The organism is Citrobacter sp. C13, from assembly GCF_014596815.2.
GTDB classification, from domain to species: Bacteria; Pseudomonadota; Gammaproteobacteria; order Enterobacterales; family Enterobacteriaceae; genus Citrobacter; species Citrobacter portucalensis.
Map to the genome: position 1 here is coordinate 1,749,234 of NZ_CP115024.1, position 14,785 is coordinate 1,764,018.

At 53.0% G+C, this 14,785-nt stretch carries 13 protein-coding genes; 3 read left to right on the top strand and 10 right to left on the bottom strand.

The window, feature by feature from the left end; all coding sequences use genetic code 11:
* Positions 1–197: 197 nt before the first annotated feature.
* Entirely contained in the window at positions 198–713 is a 516-nt protein-coding gene (locus tag IB222_RS08210) for a lipoprotein (protein WP_003834409.1), read from the bottom strand.
* Between the two features lie 126 nt (positions 714–839).
* Between IB222_RS08210 and IB222_RS08215 the strand changes: the two genes are divergently transcribed.
* Together IB222_RS08215 and IB222_RS08220 are read left to right on the top strand one after the other, a co-directional pair.
* Entirely contained in the window at positions 840–1,163 is a 324-nt protein-coding gene (locus tag IB222_RS08215) for a heavy metal-binding domain-containing protein (protein WP_001160725.1), read from the top strand.
* On the top strand, positions 1,160–1,990 hold the full coding sequence (locus IB222_RS08220; protein WP_149384339.1) for an N-acetylmuramoyl-L-alanine amidase: 831 nt from the start codon (positions 1,160–1,162) through the stop codon (positions 1,988–1,990). Before IB222_RS08215 ends, IB222_RS08220 begins: the two co-directional genes overlap by 4 nt.
* 100 nt (positions 1,991–2,090) lie before the next feature.
* On the opposite strand, the gene IB222_RS08225 is transcribed toward IB222_RS08220, so the two are convergent.
* The 4 genes from IB222_RS08225 to poxB all read right to left on the bottom strand — a co-directional run bounded on the left by IB222_RS08225 (position 2,091) and on the right by poxB (position 7,518).
* Positions 2,091–3,104 (bottom strand): NAD(P)-dependent oxidoreductase, encoded by a 1,014-nt coding sequence (locus IB222_RS08225; protein WP_149384338.1) that lies wholly within the window; start codon positions 3,102–3,104, stop codon positions 2,091–2,093.
* A 97-nt stretch (positions 3,105–3,201) separates the two neighbouring features.
* Positions 3,202–4,632 carry an SDR family oxidoreductase gene (locus tag IB222_RS08230; protein WP_149384337.1) on the bottom strand — a complete coding sequence of 477 codons (1,431 nt, stop codon included), beginning with the start codon at positions 4,630–4,632 and terminating at the stop codon, positions 3,202–3,204.
* Between the two features lie 10 nt (positions 4,633–4,642).
* Positions 4,643–5,644, bottom strand: a complete 1,002-nt coding sequence (gene ltaE, locus IB222_RS08235) for a low-specificity L-threonine aldolase (protein WP_148361763.1) — start codon at positions 5,642–5,644, stop codon at positions 4,643–4,645.
* A 155-nt stretch (positions 5,645–5,799) separates the two neighbouring features.
* Positions 5,800–7,518, bottom strand: a complete 1,719-nt coding sequence (gene poxB / locus IB222_RS08240) for a ubiquinone-dependent pyruvate dehydrogenase (RefSeq protein WP_149384336.1) — start codon at positions 7,516–7,518, stop codon at positions 5,800–5,802.
* A 153-nt stretch (positions 7,519–7,671) separates the two neighbouring features.
* Here poxB and IB222_RS08245 point away from each other — a divergent pair, with 153 nt between their 5' ends.
* Complete coding sequence (locus tag IB222_RS08245; RefSeq protein ID WP_003834302.1) at positions 7,672–8,106, top strand: DoxX family protein; 435 nt, start codon at positions 7,672–7,674, stop codon at positions 8,104–8,106.
* Positions 8,107–8,175: 69 nt separating this feature from the next.
* Here the strand turns inward: IB222_RS08245 and IB222_RS08250 are convergent, their stop codons facing one another.
* The 5 genes from IB222_RS08250 to aqpZ all read right to left on the bottom strand — a co-directional run bounded on the left by IB222_RS08250 (position 8,176) and on the right by aqpZ (position 14,497).
* On the bottom strand, positions 8,176–9,792 hold the full coding sequence (locus IB222_RS08250) for an FAD-NAD(P)-binding protein (protein WP_149384335.1): 1,617 nt from the start codon (positions 9,790–9,792) through the stop codon (positions 8,176–8,178).
* 179 nt (positions 9,793–9,971) lie between these two features.
* Entirely contained in the window at positions 9,972–10,940 is a 969-nt protein-coding gene (gene hcr, locus IB222_RS08255) for an NADH oxidoreductase (RefSeq protein WP_003834299.1), read from the bottom strand.
* A gap of 10 nt (positions 10,941–10,950) precedes the next feature.
* Positions 10,951–12,603 carry a hydroxylamine reductase gene (hcp, locus tag IB222_RS08260; protein ID WP_079937585.1) on the bottom strand — a complete coding sequence of 551 codons (1,653 nt, stop codon included), beginning with the start codon at positions 12,601–12,603 and terminating at the stop codon, positions 10,951–10,953.
* Between the two features lie 155 nt (positions 12,604–12,758).
* Complete coding sequence (locus IB222_RS08265; RefSeq protein ID WP_016150624.1) at positions 12,759–13,658, bottom strand: lysine exporter LysO family protein; 900 nt, start codon at positions 13,656–13,658, stop codon at positions 12,759–12,761.
* A 143-nt stretch (positions 13,659–13,801) separates the two neighbouring features.
* A complete protein-coding gene (gene aqpZ / locus IB222_RS08270) occupies positions 13,802–14,497 on the bottom strand; it encodes an aquaporin Z (RefSeq protein WP_003834293.1) in 696 nt (231 codons plus the stop codon).
* Between the last annotated feature and the right edge of the window lie 288 nt (positions 14,498–14,785).

The window sequence follows — 14,785 nt, forward strand, 5'->3', positions numbered from 1 at the left end:
TATTGAAGCCGCAGATACTACCTTTGACAGAATAGTTATGCAATATTTATGCGTTAAAAGTTAAATGCAAACCGCATTCTTCTCTAAACATAGCACAAAATAGCGAGGTCACCAGTGGGTAAGAATAATTGTCGGCATTCTATGCAGAATGCCAGACAATTTATGGGGGTTATGATTTAAGCGGGTGAATGGGGCGGTTAGCGGTTTTCGACAGACTGGCGCAACGTCCCGGCTGGCGCGTGTACGCTGCCGCCCAGATAGCGTACATCATCAACGACCCAGCACTGACCTTCACGGATCATCAGCACTTCATCACGCCAGCTTTGGTCACCCTGTTTCAGCTCTACGCGCAGTGGAATGTTGCGTGCATCACTATTCGGAATAGTCGATGCGCTAGCGACACTGGCGCTGTCTGGTAACGTAGCGCGACTGGAGAACGGATCGCTGTTAAACAGGTCGCGGTGTGCATTATCGCGGCTGGCGTCGGTCAGCAGTTTAGCCAGATTGTCGCTCAGGTACGGACGAAGGGCGGTAATGTCATTGTTTCGATGCTGAATACGGTAATCATAGAATTGTTGAGCCACGCTGTCTGGCCCACCTTCTATGCATGAACCACTACGTGTGCCGTTATCTTTATAGACCGGCGTCACGGTAGTACAGGCGCTGAGAAGAAGTGCACAGGGAACCAGCAGAGAGAGTTTCGAGTAGCGCATAATGATTTCCTTATTAGCTTTCTATGATTAGTGTTCTACGTTGATAGAATATATCCTTTCAATGATAGTGGATCGGTTCGATAATGCTTTTGAGATCGTGCTCTTAGCGCAAAAAGGAGATTAACCATGCAGTTTTCGACAACCCCTACGCTGGAAGGACAGAGCATCGTGGAATACTGCGGTGTTGTTACCGGTGAAGCCATTTTAGGCGCGAATATCTTCCGCGATTTCTTCGCCGGCATTCGCGATATTGTCGGTGGTCGCTCCGGCGCGTATGAAAAAGAGCTGCGTAAAGCGCGTGAAATTGCTTTTCAGGAGCTGGGCGAACAGGCGAAAGCGCTGGGTGCTGATGCGGTGGTCGGTATCGATATCGATTACGAAACCGTAGGCAAAGACGGTAGCATGCTGATGGTGAGCGTCAGCGGTACCGCGGTGAAAACTCGCCGATGAAACGTCTGTTGTGTCTGCTGGCATTTACGCTGTTGCTGGTGGGATGTGCTGGCGAAAAAGGGATTGTCGACAAAGACGGGTATCAGTTAGATACCCGCCGACAGGCACAGGCTGCTTATCCGCGCATTAAAGTGCTGGTTATCCATTACACGGCCGATGATTTTGACTCTTCTCTGGCTACGCTGACCGATAAAAACGTCAGTTCGCACTATTTGATCCCAGCAGTGCCGCCGCTTTACCATGGTAAGCCGCGTATCTGGCAACTGGTGCCGGAAAAAGATCTGGCCTGGCATGCGGGGATTAGCTTCTGGCGCGGCGCTACGCGTATTAACGATACCTCAATTGGCATTGAGCTGGAAAACCGCGGCTGGCAAAAATCAGCGGGCAGCAAGTATTTTGCGCCGTTTGAGCCCGCGCAGATTCAGGCGTTAGTCCCATTGGCGAAAGATATCATCGCCCGCTACGACATAAAACCGCAAAACGTGGTGGCTCATGCAGACATTGCGCCGCAGCGTAAGGACGATCCCGGTCCGCTGTTTCCGTGGCAAGCACTGGCCGTTCAGGGCATTGGCGCATGGCCGGATGCTCAGCGTGTGGCATTTTATCTCGCTGGACAAGCGCCCCATTCGCCGGTAGAAACCGCGTCATTGCTCGATCTACTGTCACGCTATGGCTATGAGGTAAAACCCGAGATGACGCCGCGTGAACAGCAGCGGGTGATTATGGCGTTCCAGATGCACTTCCGCCCGACGTTGTGGAATGGCGTGGCGGACGCGGAAACGCAGGCGATTGCCGAAGCGTTACTGGAGAAATACGGGCAGGGTTAACGCAGACACCAATGCCTGATGGCGCTTCGCTTATCAGGCCTACGGTTAATTTGGCAGGTATTTGTGGCGCTTGTGCCGCCACCCTGCAATGGATATCAGCCTAACGCGGCAGCTTACCGTGGTCGCGCAGCCAGGCCGCGGTACGCTCAATCCCTTCATCCAGCGTCACAACGGGCTGATAACCTAACTCTTCCTGAGCGCGGCTGGTATCCAGCGTAAAGTCAAAATTTAGCTTCGAAACGCCGTAATGCGTAAGCTTTGGCTCTTTCGCCGATTTATTGCCTAAGCGCTCCATGCTGCGGGCAATCATGTCCAGCATCGGGTAGGGCACGGAGCGGATACGGCAGTCAATATTCAGCTCGTCGATAAGTTTCTGCACAATACTGCGCAGGGTGCGATGTTCACCGTTGGTTATATTGTACGCACGACCCGACGGCAGCTTATCGCAGGCTTCCTGACTCGCCAGCCACATCGCGTGAACTGCGTTCTCGTAATAGGTCATATCCACCAGCGCACTCCCGCCGTGCGGCAACAGGATACTGCCGTAGTGGTACATCATATGGGCGAGGCGGGGAATAAAGACTTTATCGTGAGGTCCGAACAAGCTTTGCGGGCGCAAGACAGTAAAGCGAGTCTGCGGATTGGCCTGGGCGAGCAGCGCAATCACCTCTTCTCCAGCCGCTTTGCTGCGGGCGAATTCATTGGCGAAGCGATGGGGACGGAAGTCTTCTTTGATATCGCGATGATGGTGATAATCAAAATACAGCGACGGAGAGGAGATATGAATAAAGTTACGTACGCCCCAGGCTACGGCCCACTCGCCCAGACGGCGGGTAGCACGAACGTTGGCCAGATCAAAAGCTTCCTGAGTTCCCCATGGAGAGGTGAAGCTGGAGCAGTGCCACAGCGTGTCAATGCTGGCAAGCATCACTTTTGCCTGCGAAGAAACCAGCTCGGTCAAATCCGCATGCACAAATTCTGCGCCCATTTTCTCCAGCAGCTTGCCCATCGCTTCGTTGCGACCGGTGGCTCTGACGCTGACGCCTTTGCTGCATAAAAACTCAACCGCGTTTCGGCCCAAGCCGCTGGTGGCTCCGGTAACCAGTACCTTCATATCAATCCACTGTGTTTAAAAAACGTCGTGCGCATTCTTCCGTGAATTACGCCTGTATGCAATGGGAAACATGAAAGAATACAGGCTCTTTTTATCATTAGTCTGTGATTTGTTCTGCAAGTTTGGCTATACGCTTCGCCATCCCCCTGAAAATGAACAGGTGGGCGGGGATCATCAACAGCCAGTAGAAGAGGCCAGGCATACCGTGCGGATGCCACCACGCGCGTACATCAATGCGTCGGTGGTCACCTTTATCTTCCAGTGTGAAGCTCAGACGACCCAGTCCCGGCGCTTTCATCCCAAACAGCAGTGTCAGCTGTTTCTCCGGCTCAACGATGATGACTTTCCAGCTATCAACGGTATCGCCAACTTGCAATAGTGGGTGTTTGGGACGACCTTTTGCCAGCTTATGGCCGACCAGCAGGTCCAACGCCGCGCGCGTCTTCCATAGAATATTGCCAAAGAAATAGCCTTCTTTGCCGCCGAGTCGATTCACAACCTGCCACAGAGCCTTTTTGCTGGCGGAGGTTTCAACGCTAAAGCCAGCTTGTTTAGCAAAATAGCCATATTCTGGACGCCAGCGGGCAAACGCCTGTGCGTCGTAACCCCAGTCGCTGGAGTTGACCAGCTTCTCTTCTTCCTTCAAGGTGCTGCGCACCGCGTCATCAAAGGCAATCAGCTTTTGCGGGATCAGCGCACGTAATTCGGTGTCATCAGCCAGCAGGTCGTGTTTTAAGCCCTGGATCAGCGCTTTGGCCGTGGTCGGCGGCACTGACGTAATGACGTTCAAAAACCAGACCGAAATCAAGCGGGTAGGGAAGGGGATGGGGATGAGCAGGCGATGTTTACCGCTGACCGCCATAAAATGCTCGAACTGTTCCTGATAGCTCAACACCTGCGGCCCGGCGGCTTCGAGGACGCGGTGATGCTGTGTGGGATGATCCAGCAACGCCACCAGGTAGTACATTAAATTCTCCAGCGCGATAGGTGTGGTACGCGAGCGTACCCAGCGTGGAGGGGTGAGAACCGGCAGGTTGTAAACCATATCGCGCATGACTTCAAAGGCAGCGGAACCCGCTCCCACGATAATGCCCGCGCGCAATTCCGTCATTGGCACGCCTGACTCGCGCAGGGTGTCTGCGGTTATCTGTCGCGCACGCAGATGATCGGATTGTTCATGCCGGGGAGCCTGCAATGAGCTCAGGAAAATAAGCTGTTTAACTGGCGTATTACGCAGCGCATCGCGCACGTTCATCGCCACCTGACGTTCGTGGGCGATAAAATCACCGCCTTCGCCCATACCATGAACCAGATAATAAACCGTATCAACACCCGTCAGCAGCGGGGTGAGGTTTTCTGGCCAATTCAAATCGACCTTGTGGCAACTGACATTGGGCAGTTGCTGCTTTTCCAGCCGTTCAATGCGACGTGCCGCAGCCAACACCTGATGCCCTTGCTGACTGAGCGCCTGTACCAAATGCTGACCAATGTAGCCACTGGCGCCAAGAACCAAAATCCGTTGCGGCACGCCCATCTCCTTATTGGGTTAAAAAAGCGCGCCAGTGGGCGACGACTTCAGCAAGTTGTTCACGTGATACGTCCAGATGCATCACCAGGCGCACAATCGGGGAGGCGTTAATCAGCACACCTTGCGTTTTCATATACTCACCCAGCGCGGCAGCGTGCTCTTCGCCAACGCGAACAAACAGCATGTTGGTGTCGTGGCGCATGACGTCCGCCCCTGCTTCGCGCAGTTGCTCCGCCATCCAGGCGGCGTTGTCGTGATCTTCCTGTAACCGCGCCACGTTATTTTTCAGCGCATACAGTCCCGCCGCTGCCAGAATACCGGCCTGACGCATTCCGCCGCCGGTCATTTTACGCCAGCGAATAGCGCGTTTGATGTACTCGTGGCTGCCGACCAGCAGTGAACCAACCGGCGTTCCCAGACCTTTGGAGAGGCAAATGGTGAACGAATCACAATATTGCGTGACATCTTTAAGTTCACAGCCGTAGGCGACGATGGCGTTAAAAATACGTGCGCCGTCGACGTGCAATGCAAGATTACGCTCACGGGTGAATTCCCAGGCGTCTTTCAGATACTCACGCGGCAGCACTTTGCCGTTATGGGTATTTTCCAGACTGAGCAAGCGGGTGCGGGCAAAATGGATATCGTCCGCTTTGATTTTCGCTGCTACCTTGTCCAGAGGCAGGGAGCCATCCGGTGCGGCGTCGATAGGTTGTGGTTGAATGCTACCGAGCACCGCTGCGCCACCCGCTTCGTAGAGATAGTTATGCGCACCCTGACCGGCAATGTACTCTTCGCCACGCTGACAATGGCTGAGCAGCGCCACCAGGTTAGCCTGAGTACCGGTAGGTAAGAAAATAGCGGCTTCTTTACCAGAAAGCTCTGCGGCGTATTGCTGGAGGGCGTTAACGGTAGGGTCGTCTCCATACACGTCATCCCCGACCGGGGCTGCCATCATCTCTTCCAGCATGGCGCGACTCGGCCGAGTGACGGTATCACTGCGTAAATCAATCATGGTGTCTCCTTATTACACTTCATCCTTCAAGCTGCTTCGGCGTTGGCCGCACCCTTAAACCCCAGTCACATAGTATACCTATGCTCCTGGGGATTTTCGGGCTAGCCGCCTAGATGCATCATGAATGATTTTGTGTGTGATTTAATAAGGATGTTTTACCTGAGCCAGTTCGTTTTCGCCAGTTCGATCACTTCATCACCGCGTCCGCTGATGATTGCGCGCAGCATATACAGGCTAAAACCTTTGGCCTGTTCGAGTTTGATCTGCGGCGGGATCGCCAGCTCTTCTTTCGCCACGACTACATCGACCAGCACCGGGCCGTCAATCGACATCGCCCTTTGTAGCGCTTCATCAACCTCTGAGGATTTTTCCACGCGAATGCCTGTAATGCCGCAGGCTTCGGCAATCCGCGCGAAGTTGGTGTCGTGCAGTTCGGTGCCGTCGGTCAGATAACCGCCCGCTTTCATCTCCATTGCGACAAATCCCAGCACGCTGTTGTTGAAGACAATAATCTTCACCGGCAGCTTCATCTGGACAACCGACAGAAAGTCTCCCATCAGCATGCTAAAGCCGCCGTCACCGCACATTGCCACAACCTGGCGTCCTGGTTCTGTGGCTTGTGCGCCGAGTGCCTGCGGCATGGCATTCGCCATCGACCCGTGGTTAAACGATCCGAGCAGGCGACGTTTGCCGTTCATTTTCAGATAGCGTGCTGCCCACACCGTTGGCGTGCCAACGTCGCAGGTAAAGATGGCATCGTCAGCGGCAAAGTGGCTGATCTGCTGCGCCAGATATTGCGGGTGAATGGCTTTATCGCTGGGTTTGGCTAAATCATCCAGCCCTTTGCGCGCCTCGCGATAGTGCTCCAGCGCTTTGTCCAGGAACTGCCGCTCGGTTTTCTCTTCCACCAGAGGCAGTAGGGCCCGTAACGTGGATTTAATATCGCCTACCAGCGCCATATCAACTTTACTGTGCGCGCCAATACTCGCCGGATTGATATCAATCTGAATAATTTTGGCGTCGGTGGGGTAGAACGGGCGATAAGGGAACTGGGTACCGAGCAGGATCAGCGTGTCGGCATTCATCATGGTATGGAAGCCGGATGAAAAGCCAATCAGCCCGGTCATACCCACGTCATAGGGGTTATCGTACTCAACATGCTCTTTACCACGCAGGGCGTGAACAATCGGCGCTTTAATTTTAGCCGCAAACTCAACCAGTTCTTTATGCGCACCAGCGCAGCCGCTGCCGCACATCAGGGCGATATTGCTGGAGTAGCGCAGCAGTTGCGCCAGTTTTTTCAGCTCTTCTTCTTGTGGAGTCACCACCGGGAGCGGCGCATGATACCAGTGCGTGGTGGCGCTTTCAGGCGCAGGCTTTAGCGCCACATCACCAGGTAAAACCACCACGGAAACGCCACGGTTGAGCACCGCCTTACGCATGGCAATTGCCAGCACCTGTGGGATCTGTTCTGGGCTGGAAACCAGCTCGCAATAGTGGCTACATTCACGGAACAACTCTTGCGGGTGGGTCTCCTGAAAATAACCGCTGCCTATTTCACTGGAGGGAATATGTGCGGCGATTGCCAGTACCGGAACGTGGTTACGGTGACAATCAAACAGCCCATTAATCAGGTGCAGGTTGCCTGGCCCACACGAGCCTGCACAGACAGCCAGCTCGCCCGTTAACTGCGCTTCAGCGCCCGCGGCGAAGGCTGCAACCTCTTCATGACGGGTTGGCATCCAGTCAATTGTTCCCATACGATTCAGACTGTCACTCAGACCATTTAGCGAGTCACCCGTTACACCCCAAATACGTTTTACGCCAGCCTGTTCGAGTGTTTTAGCAATAAAAGCGGCAACCGTTTGTTTCATGGTTTTCCTTCTCCTCTAATGTGATACCGGTTACAAGTTTAGATCAAGATAATAGTTATGCTTCTCATTTCCCCCTTATTTCCGGCAGGTTTCATTTAACCTGTATTAAGCGTAGTTTGTTATTGGACATGGTGAAACAAGGAATAAATTCAAATGGTTATAAAACTATTAAATTCAGTTAACCGAGTATTGACTCACGAAGATTTTGGCAAGTTATTGTTACGCTTTGCCGTCGGTGGGCTGATGCTGTTTCATGGGCTGCATAAACTCTTTGCGGGTATTGATGGCATCAGCGGTATGTTGATCGCGAAAGGTTTCCCTGGCTTTATTGCTTATGGCGTTCTGTTGGGAGAGGTCGTGGCACCGTGCCTGATTATTCTTGGCATCCTGACGCGTCCGGCGGCGTTGGGGCTGGCGTTTACGATGGTTGTGGCATGGCTGATGGTCGGGATGGGTGAAACCTGGACACTGGATAAAACCGGTGCATGGGCGATTGAAAGTCTGGTTTATTTCTTCATCGGCGCGCTGGCCGTGGCGTTTTTGGGGGCGGGGCGTTACTCCGTTGCCGGAAATTCAGCCTGGCGATAGTTACCATCTGAGAGTCAATACCGAGGCGGGAAAGCGTAGCATTGCTCCGCCTCGTCGTTCAATCTGTCGCTAATCTATGTCGTCACTGTTCCATAGTTTGTGCCGACGTCTCAGCGCTCGCTGCGTCAATGCCCTTGCCATCGCGGCGCCTATTTCAGCGCTGACCACTAATCCCTGAATAAACGGACGATCGTGCATCAACCACGGCAGCCCGCCAAAAGCGATGCGATTGCGGGCGTTTTCCGGCGCTTGCAGCGTGTAATCTTCGCCGACATCCGGGATCTCATCGCCACAGGCCAGCAGTTGATCGCGTAGCGTTGGGAATGGGATATCTTTGCTCTGCAATGCCCGTTGTCCTCGGGCGTCAATAAACACATCAAATTCGCTGCGCTGACCGTGGTGGGAAATTACCGTCATTTCCTGTTCATTCATACGCTCATAATCTGTGCCAAGCGCGAGGATCTCAATCAGCCCGGCTTCGTGCAGCGCCAGCATTCGGCGAACTGACTCTGACGGGATTGCCGCATAGTTATCAATAAATACCCGCGCCAGTCCGCACCTGAAACGTTTTTCGTCGCGGGTATCAAGATGAGGGACTATCTCCTCGATAACCTCGTGCAGGCGCAGCAAGGTATAGCGCCAGGCGACGGTATGTTGTTTTTGCTTGTTGCGCTCAACTTCTACCAGGTTACGTCTCGCCCAGTCAAAAGGGTCATGTCTGAGCCTGTCGGCGAAATAGACTTCGGGGAACGTGTCGGCGTTAAGCGTCGCAAGCGCCACCTGTTGGCACCAGCCTGGCGCTGCGTCTTGCAGTTGTTGCGCCATAAGCTGAAAGATGCGGTCCAGTAATCCGTTTTGGCCATGGGCAATGGCATCTTCAATCGCTTCTGGCGTCGCGATATTCAGCGATTCATACGGAAGGGGGCAGTAAAAATCCGCTTCAGGCAGTACCCCGCTGCGCGACATCAGGGTCAGTTTCAGGTTTTGACTGTCGGATGTAGGTGTGAATTGCAGTGAATGGTCGGTATTGGTAGTGAAGGTGCCATGCTGACTGGCCACAGCCATCGCGGCGTCGATAGCACTTAACGAGGTGCCCAGAATCCCTACCCGGCAAGCACCAATCTGCGCGTCCATCAGACCGGTCCACGGACTGGGGAAAAATTTGCGTGCCTGAGCATCCGTTTCAGGCCACAGATGACCAGTGGCGATAGCGGCGAAATCCACCTCAACGGGCTGTGACGCGTGGTTGATCCACAAAGAAACCCCATTCGGGTCTGCTCGCAGGTCGGTGACTTCGCTTGATTCATGTACGCGAATCGTGAAACCGGCTTGTTGCACTTTCTCGACAATGGCTAAGAAACGATCGCGATAATAGTCGCCGAGGATCACGCGGGGCAAAAATTGCCGCTCATGCAAAGACGCGCGTTCAATCTGAAACTGAGCCAGATATTCATCACTTTGATTCTGAAGCCACGTCAGATAACTGATATAGATCGGCGGGATCTCAATGCTGGCTATATTTGCCAGCATGTGGTCTGCGTTGTTATCGCTATTGTAAGGCATGCCAACGCCCGCCTCTTCAGCTTGTTCATAAAGCACTATTTCCAGCGGTTCACCGCGCTCAACCAGGGCATGAAACGTATAAATCCCGGTGGGACCGACGCCGACAATGGCCACTTTTTTCATGAGGATCCTTGTAGAAAGTTCGACGTGCTAGTCGGGGATTATGTTTAATCTGCGCAGGGTAAGTGTGGTCGATAATTTGCGGGGAGAGTGAAAACATCAGAATTTTTCAACGCCTGACAGCATAAAAAAAGGCCACCCGGTACAGCCAGGCAGCCTTTTGTACATCAGATACCGGCCAATTACGCCAGCACTAAATCACCCTGCGGATGACAGGAACAAGCCAGCACATAACCTTCAGCGATTTCTGCGTCGGTCAGCGTCATGGTGCTGCTGACCGTGTAGTTACCGTCAACCACTTTGGTTTTGCAGCAGCCGCAAACGCCTGCACGGCATGCGGCGACAACCGGAACTTTGTTGCTTTCCAGCGCATCCAGCAGCGTACTGCCCACCGGCGCGTAGAACTCTTTCGCCGGCTGTAGCTTGGTAAACTTCAGACCGCTGGTGGCGGCTTCGGCAACAGGTGTGAAGAACTGCTCCTTAAAGAAGCGCGTCACGCCCAGCGCTTTGACTTCTTTCTCGACCAGATCCATATACGGTGCCGGGCCACAGGTCATCACGGTACGCGAGGTCAGATCCGGTACGCTTTTCAGCAGTTCAGTCGTCAGTCGGCCGGAAACAAAACCTTCTGTGGCATTGTTTTCAGCAACTAATGTCACCGGATATTCGCGCCACTCGTCGGCAAAAATGACATCTTGCGGCGAGCGAACGTTAAAGATTACCTGTACATCCGCTTGTGGGCGGTACTTTGCCAACCAGCGACGCATTGACATGATTGGCGTGACACCACAGCCGGCGGCCAGCATCAGGAACTTGTCTTCCGCTTTATCTTCACAGGTGAACTCACCCATTGCATCCGACAGCCAGATATAGTCGCCGCGCTTCACGTCGCGGGTTAGCCACTGTGAACCTGCGCCATCGTCAATCCGGCGGATGGTCAACGTGATGTACTCGCTAACGCCCGGCGTTGAAGAAATGGTGTAAGCACGCAGCGTATCCGCTGAATTACGTACGCTGACCAGTGCATACTGCCCGGCGCGGTAAGGATAATAATCGTGGCACAGCAACGAAATTGTCCATACATCCGGCGTTTCCTGATGGATGTGGTGAACCTGCATCCGCCATGGGCACTGATGAGTTGGCATTGTCATTCTTTACTCCTTACGCGCTCAGCAGTTGCTTCATGTCTTCTTCAACGGTGGTCACGGAACGCAGACCAAATTTCTCGTTGAGAACTGCCAGCAGATCCGGTGTGAAGAAACCAGGTGCAGTCGGGCCAGTGACGATGTTTTTCACGCCCAGAGACAGCAGGGTCAGCAGAATAACAATCGCTTTCTGTTCGAACCAGGAGAGCACCAGAGACAGCGGCAGATCGTTCACGCCACAGCCCAGTTTCTCAGCCAGGGTTACCGCCAGGATGATGGCAGAGTAAGCATCGTTACACTGACCGGCATCCACCAGACGCGGCAGACCTTCGATATCGCCGAACTCCAGTTTGTTGAAACGGTATTTACCGCAAGCAAGGGTCAGGATCAGGCAGTCATCCGGCACGCTGGTGGCGAAGTCGGTGAAGTAGTTACGTTCACCACGTGCACCGTCACAACCGCCAACCAGGAATATGTGACGCAGTTTTTCGCGGCTCACCAGGTCGATCAGGGTATCAGCAGCGCCCAGCAGGGTCTGACGACCGAAACCTACGGTGATCAGGTGCGGGATTTCGCTGTACGGGAAGCCAGCCATCTGCTGTGCCTGAGCGATAACCGGACCGAAGTTGTCGCCTTCGAGGTGGCTGACACCCGGCCAACCGACGATGCTACGGGTCCAGATACGGTCGTCGTACGCGCCAACGGTCGGGTCGATGATGCAGTTAGAGGTCATGACGATCGGACCTGGGAAGCGGGCAAACTCTACCTGCTGGTTCTGCCAACCGCTGCCGTAGTTACCGATCAGGTGTTTGAACTTACGCAGTTCCGGGTAGCCGTGTGCCGGCAGCATTTCACCGTGGGTATAGACGTTAACACCGGTACCTTCGGTCTGCTCCAGCAGGTTGTACAGATCTTTCAGGTCGTGACCGGAGATCAGGATGCACTTACCTTCGGTTGCTTTTACGTTGACCTGGGTCGGGGTCGGGTGACCGTATTTGGTGGTTTCACCGGCATCCAGAATGCTCATTACTTTGAAGTTCATCTGGCCGATTTCCATTGAACACTCCAACAGAGCGTTCATATCGGAAGGCCAGGTACCCAGCCACGCCATGATTTTGTGGTACTGAGCATAGATATCGTTGTCGTACTGACCAAGAACGTGCGCGTGCTCCATGTAAGCTGCCGCACCTTTCAGGCCGTACAGACACAGCAGGCGCAGGCCGAGAATGTTCTCGCCGATGGTTGCTTTGTCTTTGTTCGGGGTAAATTCAGCGGCCTGACGTTGCAGGTCGCCCAGATCGTCGCTGACCAGTTGCAGATCGGCCATTGGGTTGGCGACCGCCGCATTCGCATCGATGTTCAGGCATTGCGCTTTCAGGGCGTCGCGCATGGCGATAGCTTCACGGGCATAGCCAACAATACGCGGGGAATCGAAGTTAACGTTAGTCAGCGTGGAGAAGAACGCACGCGGCGCAAAGTTATCAACCTCATGGTCGATGATGCCGTATTCACGTGCTTTAACAGCCCATGCAGACAGACCTTGTAGGGAAGCAATCAGCAGATCCTGCAAATCGGAGGTTTCAGCCGTTTTACCGCACATACCCTGCGCGTAAGAGCAGCCGTTTCCTGCCGGAGTACGGATGGTTTGTTCACATTGCACACAAAACATGGTCACACCTTTTAAAGTTATATTTAATATACATGTTTAAGGTTATGCCTGTGCGCGTAGGGATAAAAGGGATTTCTGCTACTACTTGCAGGGAGATTGATTTAGCGCAATTTTGGCGGTAGCTGACTACCGCCAGAGAGGTATTTGCCCGGGCGTCAGGCGGAGAAAAACGCCATCAGCAGAGGCACTAAAAGACTCAGAATAAAGCCGTGGACGATGGCTGCCGGGACCATTTCCAGACCGCCGCTGCGTTGTAAAACGGGCAGGGTGAAATCCATTGATGTCGCGCCGCATAATCCCAGCGCGGTAGAGCGGCTGCGGCCCACCATTCCTGGAATCAACATAATGGCGATCAGCTCACGGGCCAGGTCGTTAAAGAAGGCGGCACTACCAATTACGGGCCCGAATGATTCGGTTAACAGAATACCGGATAGGGAATACCAGCCAAAACCTGATGCCATCGCCAGCGCGGTTTTCAGCGGTAGACCGAGGATCAAGGCATTGATAACCCCCGCCAGCATCGAACTGGCGACGACGACGACGGCCACGATCATCCCCCGACGGTTCAGCACAATTTGTTTTAAGGTCATGCCGCTGTTGCGCAGTTGAATCCCCACCAGGAACAGTAAAAAGATTAACGTATATTCGCTGGCTTCGGTGGCATGTTGCAGAATGGGAAGCCCAGTGAGGCCGAGCAGGAAACCGATGACGACGACGCCGCAAAGCTGAAGCGACTCAAGCGCCATTGCAATTCGCGAAGGGAGCTTTTCTTGCTTGTGGTTGTGTCTCCAGGGCAGCGAACGTTCCAGCCAGAACAGCGCCGCAATATTACACAGTATAATGACTGTCACGCTGACCGCAGAATAATGAAGAATGGCTAACAGGTTGCTGGCGAGATTATCCAGAAACGCCAGGCTAATACCCATAAAAAAGAGAATAAGGTAGACGATCCAGCTTAACAGGCGATTGATAAGTTGTAATGCAGTCCTGTGCCGGAGCGGAATAAGGTAGCCCACAATAAGGGGAACCAGAATGATTAACAGCCCTGAAAACATGAAAATCAGATCCTTGCTGAGAAGTAAGACGAAATGCGCTAGCACACACTACTCAATGCAAAGAGGGGAGTAAAGTTGCAAATAAAAGGAAATATAGCGTGGAGAAAAAAGACCTGACAATAGTCAGGTCTTTTTGTTAGCGATTAATCGCGTTTTTCCAGCAGAGTGCGGTAAATAAGACCGCCGAGTACCCCACCGATGATCGGCATAACCCAGAAGAACCACAATTGTTGCAGTGCCCAGCCGCCCTGGAAGATGGCGACTGCGGTACTACGTGCCGGGTTTACGGAAGTGTTGGTGACCGGAATACTGATCAAGTGAATCAGTGTTAACGCCAGACCAATTGCGATAGGTGCAAAACCTGCCGGAGCATGTTTATCGGTCGCGCCGTGGATCACTAATAAGAAACCTGCGGTCAGAATAATTTCAATGACGACGGCAGAAAGCATGGAATAACCGCCTGGAGAATGTTCACCAAAGCCGTTCGAAGCAAAACCACTGGCCGTTGCATCAAAACCAGCTTTACCGCTGGCAATAAGATACAGGGCCGCAGCTGCAACAATACCGCCCACAACCTGAGCAATAACGTAACCAATAACGTCTTTTGCCGGGAAGCGACCGCCAGCCCATAAACCGAAGGTTACCGCTGGGTTAAAGTGTCCACCGGAAATATGACCCACAGCGAATGCCATGGTTAATACTGTCAGGCCGAATGCCAGCGCGACACCGGCAAATCCAATACCCAACTCCGGGAATGCTGCGGCCAGTATTGCGCTACCGCACCCGCCAAAGACGAGCCAAAACGTACCGAAGAATTCAGCTGCTAATTTCCTGAACATAACCACCTCAATTAAAAGTTCCGGGTTCGAGTTCCTTGCCCGGTAATTCATCGCTAAAAAGGGACGATGATGAAAGAGCGGGTATTTTAGAAAAAAACATCATCCCTTCGCCAGTTAAATTGATGAAAAAATTTGATTTAAGGCAATATGTTGTTATTCCTTTATGAATATTGGATGAATGAAGCATAGTTCAATTAGGAAAAGGTGATGATTGAGTTCTGAAATAATATTCCGAGGAAAACATAAGAAGAATATTCTTATATTTTTCAATTTCTGCTACTAACCTCC